General features: G+C 65.4%; 13 protein-coding genes. 5 read left to right on the plus strand and 8 right to left on the minus strand.

Annotated elements, in window-relative coordinates:
- Positions 1–215 precede the first annotated feature (215 nt).
- From AC5P5V_RS02300 to AC5P5V_RS02320, 5 genes are all read right to left on the minus strand, one after another.
- Positions 216–557, minus strand: coding sequence for a hypothetical protein (locus AC5P5V_RS02300; RefSeq protein WP_134968505.1), 342 nt, complete (start codon positions 555–557; stop codon positions 216–218).
- Positions 554–1,543, minus strand: coding sequence for an RHS repeat-associated core domain-containing protein (locus AC5P5V_RS02305; RefSeq protein WP_134968506.1), 990 nt, complete (start codon positions 1,541–1,543; stop codon positions 554–556). Before AC5P5V_RS02305 ends, AC5P5V_RS02300 begins: the two co-directional genes overlap by 4 nt.
- Positions 1,512–6,899 carry a hypothetical protein gene (locus tag AC5P5V_RS02310; RefSeq protein ID WP_495215809.1) on the minus strand — a complete coding sequence of 1,796 codons (5,388 nt, stop codon included), beginning with the start codon at positions 6,897–6,899 and terminating at the stop codon, positions 1,512–1,514. Before AC5P5V_RS02310 ends, AC5P5V_RS02305 begins: the two co-directional genes overlap by 32 nt.
- Before the next feature lie 220 nt (positions 6,900–7,119).
- Complete coding sequence (locus tag AC5P5V_RS02315; protein WP_134968509.1) at positions 7,120–8,121, minus strand: 2-hydroxyacid dehydrogenase; 1,002 nt, start codon at positions 8,119–8,121, stop codon at positions 7,120–7,122.
- A 97-nt stretch (positions 8,122–8,218) separates the two neighbouring features.
- The gene (locus AC5P5V_RS02320; protein WP_134968510.1) at positions 8,219–11,092 is read right to left on the minus strand and encodes an autotransporter outer membrane beta-barrel domain-containing protein; all 2,874 of its coding nucleotides are present in this window, start codon (positions 11,090–11,092) and stop codon (positions 8,219–8,221) included.
- A gap of 236 nt (positions 11,093–11,328) precedes the next feature.
- Between AC5P5V_RS02320 and AC5P5V_RS02325 the strand changes: the two genes are divergently transcribed.
- Genes AC5P5V_RS02325 through AC5P5V_RS02345 form a run of 5 tightly spaced genes read left to right on the plus strand, consistent with a single transcriptional unit; the run spans position 11,329 to position 17,337 of the window.
- Positions 11,329–11,856 carry an RNA polymerase sigma factor gene (locus tag AC5P5V_RS02325; RefSeq protein ID WP_134968511.1) on the plus strand — a complete coding sequence of 176 codons (528 nt, stop codon included), beginning with the start codon at positions 11,329–11,331 and terminating at the stop codon, positions 11,854–11,856.
- Positions 11,853–12,821 (plus strand): FecR family protein, encoded by a 969-nt coding sequence (locus AC5P5V_RS02330; RefSeq protein ID WP_231352608.1) that lies wholly within the window; start codon positions 11,853–11,855, stop codon positions 12,819–12,821. Before AC5P5V_RS02325 ends, AC5P5V_RS02330 begins: the two co-directional genes overlap by 4 nt.
- A gap of 11 nt (positions 12,822–12,832) precedes the next feature.
- Positions 12,833–15,631, plus strand: a complete 2,799-nt coding sequence (locus tag AC5P5V_RS02335) for a TonB-dependent receptor plug domain-containing protein (protein WP_231352607.1) — start codon at positions 12,833–12,835, stop codon at positions 15,629–15,631.
- Positions 15,632–15,676: 45 nt separating this feature from the next.
- A complete protein-coding gene (locus tag AC5P5V_RS02340; RefSeq protein WP_134968491.1) occupies positions 15,677–16,633 on the plus strand; it encodes a hypothetical protein in 957 nt (318 codons plus the stop codon).
- Positions 16,630–17,337, plus strand: a complete 708-nt coding sequence (locus AC5P5V_RS02345; protein ID WP_134968492.1) for a hypothetical protein — start codon at positions 16,630–16,632, stop codon at positions 17,335–17,337. Before AC5P5V_RS02340 ends, AC5P5V_RS02345 begins: the two co-directional genes overlap by 4 nt.
- An 82-nt stretch (positions 17,338–17,419) precedes the next feature.
- Here AC5P5V_RS02345 and AC5P5V_RS02350 read toward each other — a convergent pair whose 3' ends face one another.
- The 3 genes from AC5P5V_RS02350 to ispH form a co-directional block, all read right to left on the minus strand.
- Positions 17,420–18,085 carry a lysoplasmalogenase gene (locus AC5P5V_RS02350; protein WP_134968493.1) on the minus strand — a complete coding sequence of 222 codons (666 nt, stop codon included), beginning with the start codon at positions 18,083–18,085 and terminating at the stop codon, positions 17,420–17,422.
- Positions 18,082–19,965, minus strand: coding sequence for a M61 family metallopeptidase (locus tag AC5P5V_RS02355; RefSeq protein ID WP_134968494.1), 1,884 nt, complete (start codon positions 19,963–19,965; stop codon positions 18,082–18,084). Before AC5P5V_RS02355 ends, AC5P5V_RS02350 begins: the two co-directional genes overlap by 4 nt.
- A 163-nt stretch (positions 19,966–20,128) precedes the next feature.
- Positions 20,129–21,079, minus strand: a complete 951-nt coding sequence (gene ispH / locus AC5P5V_RS02360) for a 4-hydroxy-3-methylbut-2-enyl diphosphate reductase (protein WP_019659291.1) — start codon at positions 21,077–21,079, stop codon at positions 20,129–20,131.
- Positions 21,080–21,103 lie beyond the last annotated feature (24 nt).

A 21,103-nucleotide genomic window follows, 5' to 3' on the forward strand; every position in this document is an offset into this window, starting at 1 on the left:
GGGATTTCCGCTGCGAGCGGGTCGTCTGCCGCATCCTCCTCAATTCTTCAGCTGGCGCGGTGTCACATCGGGCGTGTTCCAGAAGTACCTGAGCATTGGCGCGACGGGAGTCTTCTAGGGCAGACAGCAGCCAGGCAGCACCATGTTCTTCCAACCCATCGCTCTACCTTTAACAATCTTGGCCGCCCTCCCACATCCACTTGCTTTCCCCCCATCTACTGGATCCTGAACGCGCATCCATCCTTGCCCACGACAACGACCAATGTCTGAAGAGCACCGGCAGCAACATAAACATCCCCGCCGCAATGGATCTCCTCCGACTGAGGTGATCGCCGATACACAACTTCCGCCGCCGAATCCGTGACAACGTCCAGACTGCCAGACGCCTTCTCACCCGCCGGCAACTGGTCGGTGCCAAACGTGCTTCCTCCGGCCTGCAATCTGACCTGATAGATCGCCTCACCAGATTCATTGCTCAAACTTACCCCGAGACCCGGTGGCGAACTGCAGCCAATGAGGGACAACAGCCCCGCCGCCAGCAAGATCAAACCTCTCATTTTCCCCACTCCTCTACGTCGGTGCTGAGCGACCCGTCTCCAACTCCTGACATGCATGCGGCCGCGCACGTGCGTCCAGAACCACTATACCTTCGTCCAACTTCATTATTGAAAAGGTCCATAAGCACCTCGCGTCTTGGGCCGCTACTCCATGCTTCGTGTATGTCGCCAACAGACTTAGCGCTGTTCTGACCAATTGTGTTCGCCATGTCACATGACCAAAGACAATGTCGAAATGCGTCTCCCTTGCCATTGTGCTGCCCTGGGAGGCCTGACTCCACCGCCGCAGCCAGTGCTCTGTCGGCTGCAGACTTGGCTTTCCACGTGGGCAGCAGACCGATTGCATTCACGATCTGCTTTTTCTCGCCATTTGAATCGGATTCCTTGTACTCCCTGGATGATGCATTGGATATTGCCATCCTCGGAGCGCCAGTTTCTCGCTTATCGTCGACAGGGCTTCGCGCGGACGTTCGCAAACCCGCGACACCGCCAGAATCGCAGACGCCTTGGATTCTGGTTCCAGTGCATCCGATACGTCCATCTGGGTCAACGAATCGATACGGACTTCCATTTCCATACCTGTACCTGTTGAACTGCGCCATAGTCCCCCCATAGGCCGTCACAGGATCCACACTTAGAAACACACCCAACTGTGAATCCATGTACCGTTGCTGCATGTAGCTCAAGCCTGTCGAGGCATCGGTCACATGCCCGGTATAACCAGGCCCATCAGCAACGGATCCACCAACCACAGCACCATATGGCTCATAGGTGGTACGTCGGATAACGATGCCAGCCGAGTCGGTCTCAGCGACCGGTGACCCTAACGCATCGGTGTGGATATAGGTAATCGTCTCCGCAGCAGCCTGATTGAACAGCCCACCCAGAATCAGCGTGGCCCCGGCAACGGTCCGAATCAGCAGCGTCCTCATTCCTGCGTCCATCGAGTCCACCTCAGTTCGACCATGCCGAGCACGCCTGCGCATTGCAGGCACGCACCTTGTAACCACCCTGGCAGCGCGTATCGAGGTCGTAGCCGATGCCTTCTGCCCTATAGGTCGCGCCGCCGCTGCTTGAACGCATGTTGTAGTAGGTGGCACCCGGCGACGCATTCCAGATGACCGAGCAGATGTTGGGGCCGCTCTTTACGATCCTCACACCCGTAGGTACGGCCGGCGCACTGGAAATCGCAACCAGGCCAGCAGCAGAACTGGGGCTGCAGCCTGCGGGATTGCAGGCACGACCACGGTAGTAGAAGTTGCCTCCGCCGCCCTTATTCAGGGAAACGGTTCGATCCCCCGCAATCAGCGACCAGTTGGCGCCGTCAATACTTTCGTCGATTTCATAGCGCGTCGCGTCCGCTACTTCCAGCAGGGAGATCGAGTAAGCCGCGCCGATTCCCACTCCATCCGGCACGCGCAGGACCGGGGTCGCCGGAGGACCAATCACGCGCACGCCCGCTACCGCTGACCACGGTCCGCAACCGGCGACATTGCAGCCACGCACCTGGTAGTCCCACTGCCCCGGCCAGCGGCCGCCTCGGGCCACAGCGGTCGCACCGTCTTCCTGGGCGAGTCCGAAGCCACCGCCGTTGAGCTGTTCCATCAACTGGTAACTCGTCGCGGTGGGGATTGCGCCCCACCACATGCTCACGGTTGAACTGTAGCTCACGCCACCGAGATTGATTCCCGTGGCTTGGACCGGTGGCAATGTCACGACGATACCGCCTACGGCGCTTGCCGCGCTGCACCCGGCGTCATTGCATGCAAAGGCACGATAGGCGTAACTGCCGGCGATTCGTCCACTAATGGCCAGTTGATTCCCACTGATCCGGTTGATCTCAGTCCATGCCCCCCCGTTGAACTGTTCTTCAATGCGATAGCTGCTGGCCTGGGCCACGCTCGAAACAGAGACGGCGTAGCTGCCGTTGTAGCTCGCAGCAGGTACCGACAGTGCGGGTACGGATGGGGCATACAGCGCAGTAATCGCCGCTTCGGTCGAGTAGGCGCCGCAGCCCTGTGGATTGCATGCTTTGACCCGATAGCGGTAGGTGCCTGCAGGCTTGCTGGTCACTTGATAGGTTCGGCCAGAGCCATCAAAGGCCACATTCCAACCACCCCCCACGGCCTCCTCAAGCACAAAGCGGGCGGCCCCCTGCACCGCTGACCAGCTCAGGGAATAGGTTCCGTTGATACCTTGCGCCGGTGCAGTGATCACCGGCGCAGCGGTGGGAGCAAGCTCCACCTGGATGGAAGCTTCCACACCCCAAGCACCGCAGACAGTGCCATTGCAGGCACGGCCACGATAGCGATAGACGCCGGAGCTTCGCCCGGCCAGCGAAACGTTCAGCGCAGGCCCTTGATAGACAGCCTGCCAGTCACCGCCACCCGACTCCTGCACCTCGTAACGCTGCGCACCGGCAACGGCTGTCCACTGCACCGCAAACGCACCGTCCGCACTGTAACCCGGAACCGTTACGACCAGTGCTGCAGGCGCGATATCCACGGCACGCTTGGCAACAAGGCTGCCGTTGAGCTGGATATAGTCAAAGCCCTTCGCCTGGCGCTGATCGTGCTGATAGCGCAGCACGCCATCCTGCCCATAGAGGGAACGAATGTTGCCATTGGGCGCACTGGCCAGGGTGCGGCGTCCATGCGCGTCGTACTGATAGGCCTCCTTGCCATCGACCTCGCGCAGGCGATTGCCGTAGTCGAACCGGAACGCCACGCCATTGCGGATCTTCAGGTTACCCTGGCTGTCATAGCCAAGCCCGGTCACGGTCGCACCACTGCCGACATCCCGCACGTTCGTCAACCGATTGTTGAAGTCGTACTCAAAGGACTGCCGCCGCGCGCCGACGTTGGCGGCCACGATGTTGTCCAGAACGTTGTACGCATAGCTTGCGTTTCCGAAGCTGGCTGCCGTCACCGCGGTCAGACGATCCAGACCGTCATAGCGCATGTCGCGGTTTCCAGGGGCTGCCGGTAGGCCGTCACTGATGGCCGCCACATTGCCATTGGCATCGTAATCGTAGCCATCATCGATGACCTTGCCACCGGCACCACTGTCGGTGCTGCGATCGGGAAGGCCGCGCGCGTTCTGCGTCATCTGATGCACGACGCCGTTACCATAGGTGAAGCCGCTCATGCCGCCGTTCGCGTAATAGCGCACGTTGGTGGCGAAGGCTCCGGCTCGCGTCGGCTGCCCCAGCGCATTCGGGCCGTAGTCGATCGTCAGGCCGGACGGCTGCACATGGGTTGCCAAAGCGCCATTCGCATCGTAGCCATAGCCCAGCGCCCAGGCCTCACCACCGTCGTAGGCCACGCTCTCGGACGTAGGCAGCCCGCGTAGGTTGTAGGTGTAGTCGTTGGTGGTGACGGCGCCGTTGTTGCGGGTCTGCACACGCTTCACTTTCCCGCCAGGCCAGTAGTTCCAGTCCTGATCACCCTGGCCATCCGAGAAGCGCAGCGTCAGCAAACGATTCATGCTGTCGTAGGTGCGGTCAGCCCGTGAAGGCGACGCATAGGCAGCCTCGCTGTCGCATTGAGGGCCCAGCAACGTCAGGCCCGAGGCAGACCAGAGCAGATTGCCTGCAGCGTCATAGCCCATGCCGGTCGTACCCGTTTCGGGCTCCATGCTCTTGCACAGTCGCTGGGCGCCGTCATAGACGTACTGCCGCCGCACACTGATGCTGCCATCGCCGTTGCGTCGCAGGATCGACAGCGGCTTGCCCAGCGTGTCGCGCTGAATCTCCGTCACCACTCCCTCAGCGTGGAGAATCCGGATGGGCGTGTCCTGGCTGGGCTTGCCGTACATCAGGTAGTCGGTGGTGGTGGCAATGCCGCGCGGATTGGTCACCCTTACGCTGCCTCCACCGAGCTGCTCGGTGGTCGTGACAAGCCGGCCCAGTTCGCTGTCCTGCTCGCTGCGATTGGGGCGCCCGAGCGCGTCATAGCCGGTATGGGTGCCGGGCAGCGCCGAGCGGAAGTCGGACGCCGCGCGCGTCGGATAGGAGGTAAAAACCAGGCGCCCATTGCTGTCATAACGGGTCACCGTCTGGCGCAATGTACCGCCACGGTCCGCAGCGTCGAACGACTCTTCCAATACTGGGCGCCACAACCCATCGTAGTACGTCACCGCGCGTGCGTTGCCGGTACTGGACTCGCGCTTCCAATGTCCCGCTTCCAGCCCGATCTCCGCTCCCGGCACCTGGAAGAATCGCGTTGTAGAAGGATTCCAGGCCACGCTGTCATTGGCGGCCTGGGTCGCCAGTATGATTCGGCCCATCCCGTCGTAGTCGAAGCTCCGGCTGGCACCATTGGGCTCCACCGCTGCGCGCACCCAGCCATTGTCATCGACCTGCAGCGAGGCACTGCTGCCGTCCGGATACGCGACACTCTGCGGCAGGCCACGCTTCCAGCTGCCAAGCGCAATGGCATTGCCCTTGCCATCGGCCACGGAGGCGAGCGTGCCATCGGCGTGATAGCCCAGCGTCTGCTGCAACGCGCCGAAGGCGTAGGTACGTTGCGGGCGCGCCATCGAGTCGAACTCGGTGCGTTCGGTCTCAATCTCAACGCCGCCAACGCTCTGTGTGCTGCGCGCGACTTGGCTGAGTATCCAACGACCCGTGTCGTCGAAGTAGGTGGTTCTCAGCGTTCGCGCGCGCCCCAACGAGTTACTCTCGGTCTGCACCACCGGCCGCACATGCGCATCGAACTGATCGGTCGTGTTGACGAAGTTGACACCATCCTGGCTGAGCACAGATTGCTTCAGGGGACGAATCTTGACGGCGAAGGGATCATCGGCTGCGGTCATCGAACCATAGCTGTCCGGGAACGGTCCGGCCTGGACCTCGTCCGAACTCATATAGGTATTGGTGGTGACCTGGACGATCTGACCGTCCGGCGCGCGCACCGCCTCCTGCAGCAACTGCCCCTCATTCTCGTCGAATTTTCGTCCGAATACGCTGTGACGACGCGTGCCGTCCGGCTCCACGATCGTCGACACTGCGGAGTTCGCCAGGCCCGAGTCATACCCGCCCGATTCGTACGTCCAGGTCAGACTGCCCAACCCGGCCCCCGTCAGCGTCTTGCTGGTGATCGCGAAGAGGTCGAACGCATTGGAGGCGCGTTGCGCGTAGCGCCCACCGCCCATGTCTGCGCAGGCCGTACTTTTCACACCCAGCCGGGTGCGGCGCAGGTACTTGAACTCAAACTGCCCGCGCGTTCCCGATGGGTGGGTCGCGATGAGGGTAAAGCCGGACTGCTCGAACGTGGGCTTGATGCAGAGCTTCGGTTCACCATCCCAGCTCTGATACTCCGGATTCAGCCCTCCGAATCCGCCGTCCTGCCAGCTGTACTCATAGCCGAAGCGAGCACCATCCGGCTGCTGCACGGCACGCAGCGCAGGCCAGCGTGCGAATCCCATTGCACCGGAGCCCTCGTTGTACTCGTAGCTCCAGGTACGGCCATTGGCTGTCGCACTGGCAATGCGGTCCCCGGCATAGGCAATGGAGATGGCACGACCATCACTGCCGCGAATGCCAACCAGCTTGTCGCCCGAATAGTCATAGGCTACCCAGTTGCCGTGGCGATCTTCGACCCGGCTGGCCATCAGCAGAACACGCACCAACTTGGAACCTACGCCCTGGCCGAGATCCATGAAGCCCGCTGTTCGTTCAATACCCACATTGAAGAAGTAGCGATTCCCCGAAGCATCCACGCCCAGGAATCCCTCACCGGGATAGCCATTGGCCGTCGAGCCCAGGCAACTGAGGCGCATATTGCCTCGAGTGCCCCAACGATAGGTTTCACCGTTGGTGGGTTTCGGGTTGGAGGCGTTGGCGATCAGCAGCATCTCCTGCTCGCCCTGGTCGGGGACACGCACCTGCACGCCGGTCCAAATCTCGAAGGTGCCCACGCCGGTACGCGTCTTGGGGTAGAAGGTCTGCGAGCAACGCTGGGTGGCACCATTACCCGACTCGTTCCACTTCCAGATGGAGTCGAAGGTGGCGTGCATGTAGGGGACTTCGATGTCCCAGCTGCCGAATCCCCCCAACGGCTGCCGGTCCTTGAAGGACTGCACAGCGAGACGACGCTGCAATCGCACCGGCAGCGCGTTGTTGCCTGGCAAGTCGATGTCGGTAACGACAAATTCGGTCGACCCCGAGCTGGGGCTGATGCTATCCCCGAACAGGCTCGAGGTCAGCGGTGCCAGCCCCTCGCTGTTCTTGATCTTTTTGTAGTACTCGGTATGCGGGGTGACCGGGCTACTCGCCCAGGTCCACCCGGATGACACGACCAATGCCGCGCCCAACAACGCCTGCCACTGCCAGATACGCATGGAACATCCCTTTGTCCAATTGCGTCGGCAATCACCAGACGATCGGTAATCCACCGACGTGTGCTGGCGTCATGTTCCGGCCAGAAAGCAGCTGCGCCGTCCCTTGCGCCCCCTGTACTTCAAGGGAGGACAAGCCCCCCTTCACGACAGCTTCATATGATATTCACCCAAAGTAAATACCCTAGGTGGGGACTGGGTGAGGCCCACTTCCGCAGCGTGTCTACGCTCCCACCCGGTTCGCACACACCCGCCCCTCGGCGAAATCCCGCAGGTTCCCCAGCGTGATTGCCGAGATCTCCTGCAGCGCCTCTACGGTGAAGAAGCCCTGGTGGCCGGTCACCAGCACGTTGGGGAAGGTCATCAGGCGCTGGAAGGCCTCGTCGTCGATGATCTCGCCGGACAGGTCCTGGAAGAACAGCGCGCTTTCCTGCTCGTAGACGTCGATGGCCAGATGCCCCAGCCGCCGCGACTTCAGCGCGCGAATCACCGCATGGGTATCGACCAGCGCGCCGCGCGAGGTGTTGACCAGCATCGCGCCGGTCTTCATCCGCGCCAGCGAGGCGTCGTTGATCAGGTGCTGGGTATCGGGCGTCAGCGGGCAATGCAGCGACACGATGTCGGCGCGCGCCAGCAGTTCATCCAGCCCAACCATGTCGCCCACGCCGGCGAAGGCCGGCGATGGATACGGGTCATGCCCCAGCACGGTGCAGCCCATGCCGTGGAAGATGCGCGCGGTGGCCAGGCCGATCTTGCCGGTGCCGACGATGCCGACCGTGCGCCCATGCAGAGTGCGGCCGAGCAGGCCATCGAGCATGAAGTTGCCCTCGCGCACGCGATTGTAGGCGCGATGGGTCTGCCGGTTGAGCGTCATCACCAGCGCCAGCGCGTGCTCGGCCACGGCTTCGGGGGAATAGGCCGGCACCCGTGCGACGAACAGCTCCAGCGCTTTCGCGGTGGCCAGGTCCACATTGTTGAAGCCGGCGCAGCGCAGCAGGATGGCGCGTACGCCCAGCGCATGCAACGCGTGCAGAACCGGCGCGTCGAGGCGGTCATTGACGAACACGCATACCGCGGCGCAGTCCTGTGCCAACGCAGCGGTATGCACGTCCAGCGCGGCATCGAAGTACACGAACACAAAGCCCTGCCCGGCCGCATCGCGCTGGTTGGCCTCGCCGAGGAAACGACGATCGTAGGGGCGGGCACTGAAAACGGCGATCTGCATGACGGGGCCTGGCTGGAGTTCCCTGCCGACCATACCGCAGCACCTGCCCTGATGGGATGGCCCCGGCGATACGCATATCGCCGGGGCCGGGTACCACTTAGAACCGATAGCCCAGGCCCAGCATCACGCCGTTCTGGATCTGCCCGTCGCGGCGCTCACCCACGTAGTCGGCCATGATCGACAGGCGCTCGCTGGCACGACTGGTCACGCCCAGGTTCCAGGCCAGCACCTGCTCACCCACGGCCTGGCTGCTGGCACCAAACACTAGGTCCGGGGCCGCAGCGAAGCCGGTGCTGTAGCGCGCCTGGGTGTCACCCAGTTCCTTCTGCCAGACCACGCGGGCACGCGGGGTGATGCGCTCGCCGTTGTTGCCCTCGAAGGTCTTGAACAGCTGCAGGCCGGCACCCACACGAATGCTCTCCAGGCTGCCGCTGCGGCCGAGCAGCGCACCGGCGCCCTGCCCTTCATTGAAACGGGTGGCCGAGGTCCGTGCGTAGTCCACCACCGGCAGCAGCGGCTGGATCACCAGTCCCTTGCCGGTGGTGAAGGAGAACGCGTGTTCGACTCGCGCCGAGATCGCATCGTTGCTGTATCGGGCGCGCAGCGGCTGTTGCAGGCCATCGATGGCCGAAAGGCTGCGGCGGGTGTCATGCCGCAGGTCGGTGTAGCGCACGGCCGCCGACAGATAGCCCCGCGAATAGGTCGCATCCAGATAGCCGCCCACATCCAGCGCGCGTACGTCGCCACTGAAACCGGAGCCATCGCTGGCCTTGGTCGACATGTCGGCCGCGGCCACGCTGACGCCAAGGGTGACGCGGTCATCGGCCACGCGGGTGTCGGCACCGACCACGATGCCACCGATGTTGTGGCTCAGGCCGGCCACGCCGCCGTCGGCATCGATGCGGCCATGGCTGGCGAAACCGCGTGCCCACAGGCCATGGCTGCGCCCCGCCACGCGGCTGTCGCCAGCAGCCTCGCCCGCCGGCTCGACCAGATGCATGGCCAGCTGATTGAACAGGCTGCCATGGCGCATGCCCGGCTGCGCTGAGACCGACTGCGCCGCCTGCGAAGCCAACCCGTCTGCATCGCCGCCACTGCGCATCGCTGCCTGGTGCTGCTGCACGACGTTGCCGATGCTGCCGATCAGTGCATTGTCGGCCAGGCGCAGGCTGGCGTGCGCGTCACCGCGCAGGGCGCCAGCCTGCTGTGCGATCACATCACGGTCAGCGAACTGCAGCGCGCCGAGCAACGACTTCAGGCCGCTGTCCTGGCGGTCCGATGCAGCGGCCAGCGCGCGCCCCAGGCCGTCGCCGGAGGTGCCGTTGGTGAACAGGCCCAGCTGGTCGAAGCCTGGATTGGCAGTCAACCACAGGCCATCGGCGGTCTGGTTGACGTTGAAGCTGAGCAGCGAATTGTGGCGCGGGCGGAACACTTCACCGGCCGTGATGCTGGCGCTGTAGCCGGCATCGCCCAGCCGCACGGCATCCTGGAAGCCCCCCTGGTAGATCGGTCCTTCCACCAGGTCGCGACGGTAGGTGCCGGCATAGAAGCCCTGGGCGACGTTCAACGCCAGGTGCGCGCCCTGCGCGATCACCAGCGCGCCCTCCTCGGTGCCGCCATCGTAGAAGCTGCCGACGCGCAGGCGGCCACTGCCGGCACCACCCGCTTCGGTAACATCGAACAGCACCTGCCCGCCGGGCATGATGTTGACGTAGCCGTGGGTCACCAGATCACCGCCACGCGGCATCAACGTGCCGAACACGCGCAGGCGGTTGAAGCCATCCTCGCGGTAGGACGGGCCGGTGCCATCCAGCAACGCATCGCTGTCGGTGCCGACCGATGCGATATCACCGTGGCCGACCACGATGCTGCCCGGCATCACCCGCAGTTCGGGGGTGCGCAGCGCACCACCCTCCAGTGCGATGGTGCCGTTGTCCACCAGAATGAAATCGGCGCCGGTGGTTTCGGCGGTGCGCCAGGTGGCGCCGTTGCTGACACGGATCACGCCCGCCGAACTGCCCAGGGTGGACGCATCCAGATCGGCCAGCCGCAACTGGCCGCGCAGCTCTTCCTGGAGGTCGGGATCGGCGAGCAGCTGTTGCAGCGACTGCGTGCCGATGCCGTTCGGCCCCCGCGTGGAGACGTTGTACAGGCTCACCGCGTAGTTGATGTAGGTGCTGGCCCAGTCGGTATTCCAGCGCGCGAAATCGTCGTCGACGAAGGCCTGCAGCTGGCGCGCGGTGCGCAGGTAGCCCGGGTTGATGTCGCCGCTGACGTTGCTGGTGACACGGAGGGTGTCGCCCGGATCGCGATAGCCTGCCGTGTTGATGATGTTGTTGCCGCGGATGTCCTGGCCCGGGAACGACTCCAGCTTGCTGCCGCTGCCATCCGGATCGAAGGTGACCGACGTACCCGTGGTGCGCGCCGGGTCGCGGAATACCAGCAGGCCATTGGGTTGAACCACTTCATACATCGCCTTGTGCAACAGGCCCGCATCCATCCCGCCGCCGTAGTTGCCTGTGTAGATCTGGGTCATGCGCGCTGACGGCGCATAGGTGATCTTGCCGCCACTGCTGGCGGCATGGATCTGCACCGAGTCGACCAGTGGCAGATCGCCGCCGAGGTAACGGTTGACGCCACCGGACTGCATGATCGAGCAGGACGAGATGCAGTGGCCGGACACGATGGTGTCCAGGCCCTGGGTGCGGATCACCGCCTGCAGCCACTCGCCGGCGATCAGCGCGCCACCATTGGATGTGCGCAGCACGACTTCGCGGATCGGACGGCCTTCAGCCTGTGCCTTGGCCAGCAGCGCGGGCAGCGCCACCACGTCGGCGACGGTCACGCCGCCGCTGAGGAAGACGCGATCGTCCCGCACGTGATAATTCATTGCCATGACGTCATCAACCGCCGCCATGGCGGTGATGCCCATCAGCCCGGCCAGGGCCAGGCTCAACTTCGAATGCTTCATGTGTTCTCTCTCCACCCGCAACACACGGGTCAGGAGTTCAACGTCCGGGCGGCGCAAACTCCCCCAGCGCACCAGCCCCCGAAACATGAATGCATTCACAATGGAATCAGGGGCCATGCACACTCTTCCCCATCCGGTCATCGTCGCGTAAAACTCGAAGACGCACCCGCCACCGACGCCCGAGGCCAGCCCTGTCCACGCCCTCTCCTCTGATCCATCGCGCGCCGGACCTGTCCGTGCCGACGGACGCGTTCATTGCGTTCGTACGGGAAGAGCGCGCGCCGTTGTGCACTTTCCTGCGCACGCGCGGCGTTGGGCCGGAGGATGCCGAAGACATCGCGCAGGACTGCATGGAGCGGCTGATCCGCTATCGCGCGCACAGTGCCGACGAGCTGCGGTTGCTGCTGTATCGTATCGCCCGCAACCGCCTGGCAGACCGCGGCCGCTCGTCGCAGTCGCGGCCACACCTGTCTCTTGCCGAACACGATGGCGGCGACGAGCCCTCCAGCACGTCGCCCGATCCATTGCGCCAGGCCGAGTCCGGGCAGATGCTGTCCCTGCTGCGGCAGGCCCTGTTCAAGCTGCCCGAGCGCGCGCGCGAGGTGTACCTGCTCAACCGGATCACCGGCATGAGCTATACGCAGATCGCGCGGCACTGTGGAATCACCGCCAAGACCGTGGAAAAACATATCGCCCGCGCCCTGCAGGGCCTGCGCCAGGAACTCGGATCGGATCCGCTGCACAACGACAGGGACAACGGATGAGTCACGCCAGACCCAGGGAAGACACCCTGCTGTTTGAACGCGCCAGCGCCTGGGTGGCGCGGCTGGAGGCTCCGGACTGCACGCCGGGCGAGCGAGAGAGGTTCGAGGACTGGCTGGCCGAGGACCCGGCCCATGTCAGCGCCTGGATCCAGGCCGAGACCCTGTTCCAGCGGGGCGAAGAACTGGCCGCCGACCCATGGCTGCGCACCGCCGCAGCACGTGCGGCACGGCCGGCGCAGCGTCGCTGGCTGCCGGCAGTGGCCGCCGCCGCAGGCGTCTGCCTGGCCATCGGGATCGGCTGGATGGTCGCCATCGACGGCAACCCCACACCGCTGCGCTATGCCAACGATTCCCACCAGCCCCGGCAGCAGACGCTGGCCGATGGCAGCGTGGCCACGCTGGATGCGGGCACCACGCTGCACGCCCGATTCGGTTGGCGCCATCGCAACCTGGTGCTGGAACGGGGCCGCCTGCAGCTGCAGGTCGCACCGTCGAGCAAGGCGCTGCAGCTGCGCGCCGGCGACAGCACCATCCGCGACATCGGCACCACCTTCCAGGTGGAGCGCCTGAACGACGGCCTGGTCGAAGTCGCACTGCTGGAAGGTGCGGTGGAAGTCAGCAATGGCGGGACCCAGCACACCCTGGCACCCGGCCAGCAGCTGCAGGTGCTGCCCTCGGGCCGCTTCCAGCCCGGCCCGGCGCTGTCGTCCAATGCCGCTGCCGAAGGCTGGCTGAAGGGACAGCTGGTGTTCGACGCCACGCCGCTGTCGATCGTGGTCGAGCGCATGAACCGCTACGGTCGCACGCCGCTGGTGATCGCCGATCCCGAGATCGCCAGCCTGGCCGTGAGTGGCACCTTCCGTGCCGGTGATGCGCAGGAACTGCTGTCGGCGCTGGAACTGGGCTGGTCGGTGGCTGGCCAGACGCGACCGGATGGCGCGCTGGAACTGCGCCGCACGTACTGAGGAGGCCTGCAGTGAAGGCAGTACCGGGCGCGCTGCGGGAGGGGCTGCTCCGCACCCTGTTCTGCTTCGCGCTGAGCTTCGCCGCGCTGCCCTCTGCCGATGCAGCCGAACAGGCCGGCACCCTGGAGGTCGATGTGGGTTCAGGCCCGCTCGCACCTGCCCTGCAGCAATGGGCGCGCCAGAGTGGCATCGCCCTGCTGTTCGATGCGCGTGAACTGGATGGCCTGCGCACGGCCGGCACCCATGGCCATAGCGACGCGGCCGTGGCCCTGAAGGAACTGGTCGCCGGCATGCCGGTGACCATCCTGCGCACGCCTGCCGGTGGATTCGTCGTCCGCCGCACCCGGCCGGCACCGCCATCGCCACCGCCGGTCGCGGCGCGTGCGATGCCCGCGGCACCGTCGCCGGGCAGGGTGCCCGAGACGCCACCGCAGGTGGAGCTGGCGCCGATCCATGTCACCGGCAGCCGGCTGCCGCGCACCTCCGTGCAGACCACGCTGCCGGTGACCATCATCGACCGCGATGACATCCTGCGCAGCGGTTACGGCAGCCTGTTCGACCTGCTGCGGCACTTGCCGGGCATGAACGGCCACCCGGCAATGAGCACCTCGCGCAGTGGCGATTCGCAGTACCTGCCGGTGGGTGCGGCCACCACCACCAGCCTGGACGGCATGGGACCGCGTGCGACCTTGTTCCTGGTCAATGGCCGGCGCCTGCCACGCTATCCGATGGTGTCGCTGGAACAGGGCGGGCTCACCGACCTGGGGGGCATCCCGCTCAGCTTCGTCGAGCGCATCGAACTGGTGCGTGGCGGTGCGTCGGCCATCTATGGAGCCGACGCGATGTCCGGCGTGGTCAACATCATCCTGCGTGACCAGGCCGATGGCCCTGAAGCCATGCTGCAGACCGGCCTGAGCGGGCGCGGCGACGCCGGCCAGTATCGCCTGCAGGCGGCCACCGGCGGCGTGCGGGACGGAGGGGACCGCTGGTTCGCTGGCATCGACCTGCATCGCATCGACCACGTGGCCGGCGATCGCCGCGAATGGCATGCGGAAACCTCGCAGTACCTGATCGGCGCGTTCCGCGATGGACGCTACTGGCCGGCAACGCGCTGCGAAGGGCCATTGAAACGGCGCGATGGTGCCTGCTGGTTCGACAGCGCACGCCCGCGTTCGCTGCAACCGGCCTCGGACACCGCCTCGGCCTACCTGCGCTATCGGCATGAGCGCGGCGAGGGTCGCTATGCCTACGCCGAGGCACGGGCCAGCCACAACCGGCAGCGCTTCGACCTCGGCCCGACCGCCGTAGCCATCGGACTTTATGGGTTCACCTTCAACAGCGTGCTGCGCGAAGCCGGCAACGTGCGTCCGCATGTACGTGCCACCGATGCCGACGTCACCTTCGGCATCGGCCGCGACCAGGGCCGCCGCAGCTGGGATGCCGGCATCAGCGCACAGCGCAGCGATGTCACTCTGACGACGTCCGGCACCGTGCGCGCCCAACCACTTTTGCGCGCGGCCGAGACGCTGGATTTCCTGCCCGGCTTCACCTCGTTGCCGGCAGAGACCGCCGCGCAGTTGTTCCCGTCGATCCGCAACCGCGGGCGCACCGAGCAGTGGCAGGGCTGGTGGGGCATGCAGCGCGAGTTGATGCCATTGGCCGGCGGTGCTGCACAAGTGGCCACCGGCATCGACCTGCGCCAGGAACGCTGGACGTCGCATCCCGACGCGCTGCTGAGCCAGGGCGACCTGGCGCTGGGCCTGCCACAGGAACAACGCCACCTGTCACGCCGCAGTGGCGGTGCCTACGCCGAACTCGGCCTGCCATTGGCGCGCACGCTGCGCGTGGACCTGGCAGCACGCTGGGACCGCGATGGCGATTACCAGGCTTTCTCGCCCCGCGTGGGCGTACGCTGGAGCCCGACACCGCAGTGGTCATTCCTGCTTGCCACCGGGCGCGGCTACCGGGCCCCCAGCCTGTTCGAGCAACGGCGGCCGCCGGGCTATTTCGGCGCGATCGAACTACCCGCCTCCAGTGCACTGCCCGACTGCGCGCAGAGCAACGGCAACGGACGCTGCAGCGTAACCGTAGACGTGGTGGAGAACGATGCGCTGAAAGCGGAGCGGTCGCGCAGTCATTCCTTGGGTGCGACCTGGACACCGACCGATGCGTTTTCACTGTCGCTGACCCACAACATCGTCGAACTGCGCAACGAGATCCTGGCCCTGCAACCGGCCGACGCAGTGTGGAATTCAAGCACGTGGGAGTTGGACGAGGACGGCAACCTGCACAACCTGCGCCTGTCCTTCGACAACATCGGCCGCACCACATCGCGCAACCTTGTTCTGCGCGGGGAGTACCACATCGACACCGGCAGCACCGGCCAGTGGCTGTTCTCCGTCGATGCATTGAAACAGCAGGAGCTACGCCGCGAGCGTGGCCACGAAGCGACGGTGGACCTGCGTGGCCATGTCACGCCAGCGATGGCCGCCGTGCTCAATGTGCAGTGGCAGAACAGCAACTGGGACATCGCCCTGCGCGGCAACCAGGTAGGGCGCACGCGTGCCTGGCTGCCCGGTGCGGAATGCCCGGAGGAACAGCGCGAGCAGAACCATTGCATGAATCCGCGGCAGCTGCGCTGGAACCTGCATCTGGCAAGGCGGCTGGGGCCGCGCGTGGTCGCCGCGCTGGACGTGCACAACGTGCTCGACACGCAACCGGTGAACTACCTGGTCGGCAATGGCGGCCAGATGCCGGGGCTGGACGATCCACTTGGCCGCTACTTCCTGCTGACCCTGCAGATCCGCTGAGCGTAGTACCCTACGCGCCCTGTTCCATCGGTCCCCCACCACCCCATGAAGGCCTATCTCTGGTTCTGGGGCGCGTTCCTGCTGTTCTTCGCGTTGCCCTTCCCGAGCATCCTCTACTTCGGCACGTCGTGGCCGGTGCCACTGGCCGACCGCAGCGCGCCATGGCTGGCCCTGCTGCTGCTCGCGCTGTCGCTGGCCCTGTGGCTCGCGTTGCTGCTCGCCTTCCTGCACTACCTGCTGCTGGGCCCGCCGCGCGCGCTGCATCGGGTGCGCACCATCCTGGCCGACGGTGAGCCACGTGAGGCGTTGATCGAACAGGCCGAGCAGACCGGCGTGCACGTGCGCGGCTTCGCGCAGTGGAAGCTGCAACTGGGCTTCCAGAACCTGTCCGGCACGCCGATCAACGAGCAGATGCTGGTGGTGGACAGCAAACCGCAGCTGCAGCGTTTCGTGGCTGGCCAGCGCATCGAGGTTCGCCTGAGCCGGATGCCGGGTGCGTTCCCCAATGTGGTGCTGGACGGTGCCCAGCCCGAACTTGATGTCGCCAGCCTTTGGCGCCGCGGCGCCGGAGCGGTCATCGGCATCGTCGTGGTTGCCAGCGCCTACGTGCTCGCCTATCGGCTGCAGAGCGAGGGCCTGGGCTGGACGTTCCTGTCCTTCGGCCACCCACTGCTGGTGTGCCCGCTGGTGTTGTGCGGCTACGCCCTGGGTCTGCGCGTCCTGGGGCGCCTGCTGCAGGCCGATGCACGCGGCGACGCGCTGAAGTACCGCGGCATCGGCGTGGATGCGAAGGTGCTGAAGCTGCGCCAGACCGGCACCTACCTCAACGAGCAGCCGCAGGTGGAGTTCCAGCTGGAGTACACGGACCGCGAAGGTGGCATACAGCAGGTGAGCGTGCGCCGCTTCATCCCGTTGATCGAGCTGGCCAACCTTCCACGCGAGCAGGTCACGCTGCTGTACGACCCGGAAGATCGCGGCAACGTACGTCTGGAGGGTGTATGAAGCAACCCCCCTCGACGCGGCTGGTATTTTCGATGGTGCTGCTGTTGCTGGCCGGCGTCGCCGTTGCCGGCGGGGCACTGCAGACCCTTGCCGAAACGATGGGCCATCCGGTGCAGGATGACCGCGCAACTACGCCGATCACCACGCCACCACCGCGCGAGCGGCCTGCTTCGCTCGCACCGATTCCCGAACCGCGGTCGATGCCGATGCCCGAACGCAGCAACCGCTTGTTCGATGCGGACTACCTGCTGGCCGCCCGCCAGGCACTGGAACAGATGCCAGCCCTGGCCGGGCACCGGTTGATGGTGTTCCACAGCATCCACTTCTACGATGACGGCCGCATCAATCTGGACCTGGTCGATCCGCAGCAACCCACGCACGTGGACAGCTACCACTTCGAGCACGGCCAGTGGCGCAAGGGCGAGCCGGTCGATCCGCAGCGCTTCGCGCCCACCATCACCCTGCGCCGCAGCAGCACGGCGCTGGCCAACATTGATTTCGAGGCGGTGCCACGCGTCGCCCAGGCGCTGCAGGCGCAGCGCAACGCCCTGATGGCCACGCCGGGTGACGTCGGCCACGTCTATGTGATCGTGCGCAAGGGTGGCAAGCTGGTGTGGCTGCCGGATGAAGTCGCCGGTGATCGCCAGTCCGTGCGACTCTCGTTCGATGCACAGGGCCGTTCCGGCAACGCGAGCCTCCAATAGTCAACGCAAAGAGGGGACGGAGGGGATTAAGTCGTTTGCGCCTTGGTGCCGTCTGCGACTTAATCCCCTCCGTCCCCTTTTTCTATTTCACCGAACGGGCGATGGCGTACTGCGCGCCGTAGTAGGTGGACAGCACCAGCAGGCTGGCCAGCTGCAGGCCGCCGGCGAAGCGGTCCCAGGCCAGCAGCGAATCGCTGGCGACGAACAGCAGCGCACCGGCGGCCGCCCAGCGGGCGCTGCTGGCTTCCATTGCATCGGTGTGCGGTCGCCGCCACTGGCGTGCGAGCGCCAGTACCGCCATCGATGCCAGCACCACCACGTATGCCAGCACCGGAATGCGCATCGGTGCGGGCAGGTGCGGCCACAGCCCAAGCACATTGAGTACAGCGAACGCACCGAGCAGGATGCTGGCGGCGAGCAGGCCACGCCCGGCACGCAGGCCCTCACGGAAGGCGACGATGTAGCAGAGGTGCGCCAGCAGGAACGCCACCAGCCCCGGTACGAACGCGTCCATCGGCAACATCAGCGCGATGTCACCCACGCACGACAGCAGCATGCCGGCCAGCACCGCGCGCCGGTAGGACGGCCGCGCAGGATCACGCACCCGCCAGGCGATGGCAGCGATCAGCAGCGTGGTCGCCGGCTTCGCCAGCCAATGCAGCCAGCGCCCGTCACCGTGCAGGAACGCGCCGATGATGGCGAGGACCGCCATCAGAAGGATCCCGACGTCGCGCACGCGCGCTGTCATCGCGCCTTCCACAGATCCGCCAGACGGTCAGGCTTGCCGGCAATGCGCTCCAGCACCGGATACTGCAGGCCACCGTGGTAGTCGATGTTCATCGTGTCGATCCGATCGAACTGCTTCACCAGCAGCACGATCGGCGCCTTGTCCTTGGCCGCCGTCGCCACCGCATCCTTCAAGCGCTGGCTGCTGTACTCGCGCCCGCCAACCGCGATCACCTTCATGCCGGGTGCAAGACCGGCGTTGAAGGCCGGGCTGTCCCAGATCACGTCGCCGACCACGCCGCTGTCGAGCACGGTCGCGCCCAGCGAGTACGCCAGCAACGCCGCCTTGGCGCGTTTCTCCTGTGCCTTGTAGGCGTCGTTCGGGGTATTGCGGTAGACCAGCTTCCAGCCCGCCAGTTCCAGCCCCCCGGTCAACGAACCGTGGCCGTCCAGGCGCCCGCGCAGGAACGTCGCCCAGTCGTAGCGCGCGATGCCGTTCAAGGTCGCCACTACGTCGTCGAAGGTGTACGGGTTGACGTCCCAGTCGCCGTTGCCGACGCCGAAGAACGCACGCGCGAAGTCATCCAGGCTGCGACGGTTGCCGCTCAGCGCGCGCAGCTTGCCCTCCACTTCCAGCCACAGCATCTGGCCACCGGAGTAATAGTCTTCGCTCATCTGGTAGTTGCGGTACGGCAACGTGCGGCGCTGGGCGATGGTCGGGTCGTTGGTGGTGTCCTGCAACGGCCGCCACGCCAGGCCCGGGCGGCCGCGATCATAGGTCGCGGCCACATTGGCCAGCATGTCGCGTGCCTGCGCGACCGACCACAGCCCAGAGCGCGCCGCCAACACCTGCCCCCAGAACTGGGTCTGCCCCTCGTATACCCACAGCAGGCTGTCACCCATCGGCGTGTTGAAGTTGGCGGTAGCCAGGTCAGCGCCACGGCGGTATTTGCCGTTCCAGGAATGGGTGTACTCGTGCGGCAGCAGATCGCGCATCCAGGCGTTGTCGTCCCACTCGGTGAAGTAACCCGGGTCGGCGCTGTTCTCGCTGGAGCGGTGATGCTCCAGGCCGATGCCACCAAGACGGTCGGTCAACGCCAGCAGGAATTCATAGTGGTTGTAGTGACGCGCACCGTAGAGCTTGTCCGCCTGCTGCACCAGCGCGCGGTGCATCATGATCTGCGCCTCGCTCGGCTTCAGCGACTTGGCTTCGTCGGCAAACACATTGAGGTGCACCGGCACCTTCGCGCCCGGATCGAGATCGATGCGCTGGTAGTGCTCGCCAGCAAACAACGGCGAATCGACCAGATGGTCATACGAGATCGGCTTGAACACCACGGTATCGCCGTCGCGGCGCGCGGTTTCCAGCGCAGTGGCAAACGACCAGCCCTTGGGCAGGGTCACGCTGGCCTGCGCCTGCAGGTCGCGTGCATCGACGCCGGCCGGATACAGCGAGTTGGCATTCCACTGCAGGTTGAGCATCTCCGGGGTCATCACCACCCGCCCCTGGCTGCCCCCCTGCGAGGACAGGAAATCGAAGTGGGCGACGATCTCGCTGACGCCCTCGGGCACGTCCACCTTGAACGCATAGACGTTGTACTGGTCGCGCTGCCAGGCCAGCGGCTTGCCGTTGGCGGTGACACGCAGGCCGGCCAGTTTGTCGATCGGGCCAGTGGGTGAATGGTTGCCGGGAATCCACTGCGGGTACAGCAGGGTCATCGGGCCGGGCTTGGCCGGCACGGTGGCAGTCACCTTGAAGATGCGCCGGGCCAGGTCACGCGCATCCACATCGATGCGCAGCAGTCCTGGGGCTGCGGCATCACCCGATGGCGAGGCCTGCGCCAGCGCGGGCGTGGCGGCCAGCGCGAACAGCAACGACATCGCCAGGGCTCGGGTCTTCATCGGCAACTTCCAGCAGCGGAGAATCCTCCGATGCTAGGCCTGTGCGGTGCCCTGCCCCATGGCCAAAGGTCATGGGCGGTGCGCCCATCAGTGCATGCCAAAGGCGTGCGAACCAAGGTTCGCACCCACCTTGTGCAGTCTCACCTACCAGAGCCAGGCCGGGTCAGTCGACCAGGCGCAGACGCAGTTCCTTCGGCAGCGCGAACACCATCGATTCCGGCTCGCCGTCCAGCTCGGACACGCCACTGGCACCCAGCTCGGCCAGGCGTGCCAGCACGCCATCGACCAGCACCTGCGGTGCCGAGGCGCCGGCAGTCACGCCGATGTGCTGCTTGCCCGCCACCCACGCCGGGTCGATCTCGTGCGCACCGTCGATCAGGTACGACTCCACACCTTCACGGCGGGCCAGTTCGCTCAGACGGTTCGAGTTGGAGCTGTTCGGCGAACCGACCACCAGCACCAGGTCGCAGCGCTTGGCCAGATCGCGTACGGCGTCCTGGCGGTTCTGCGTGGCGTAGCAGATGTCGTCGTTCTTCGGGCCCTGCATCGCCGGGAAACGCTCGCGCAGCGCATCGATGATGCCGCGCGTATCGTCCACCGACAGCGTCGTCTGGGTGGTGTAGGCGAAGTTGTCCGGCTGGTTGATCTGCAGCGTGGCGACCTGCTCGACATCCTCGACCAGGTAGATCTGGCCGGTTCCGGCTTCGCGGTTCCACTGGCCCATGGTGCCTTCCACTTCCGGGTGACCGGCATGGCCGATCAGCACCACGTCACGGCCGGCACGGCAGTGGCGGGCGACCTCGAAGTGGACCTTGGTCACCAGCGGGCAGGTCGCATCGAACACCTTCAGGCCACGACGCTCGGCTTCCTGGCGCACGGCCTGCGAGACGCCATGCGCGCTGAAGATCACCGTGTTGTTGTCCGGCACTTCATCGAGCTCCTCGACGAAGATCGCGCCGCGCTGCTTCAGGTCGTCGACCACGAAGCGGTTGTGCACCACTTCATGGCGGACGTAGATGGGCGCGCCCAGCGTTTCGATCGCGCGCTTGACGATCTCGATCGCACGATCGACACCGGCACAGAAACCACGCGGGTTGGCGAGCAGCACATCCATCAGTTCAATCTCCCGGCAGCGGCC

It is taken from the genome of Stenotrophomonas sp. YJH_SMC_130, assembly GCF_059369035.1.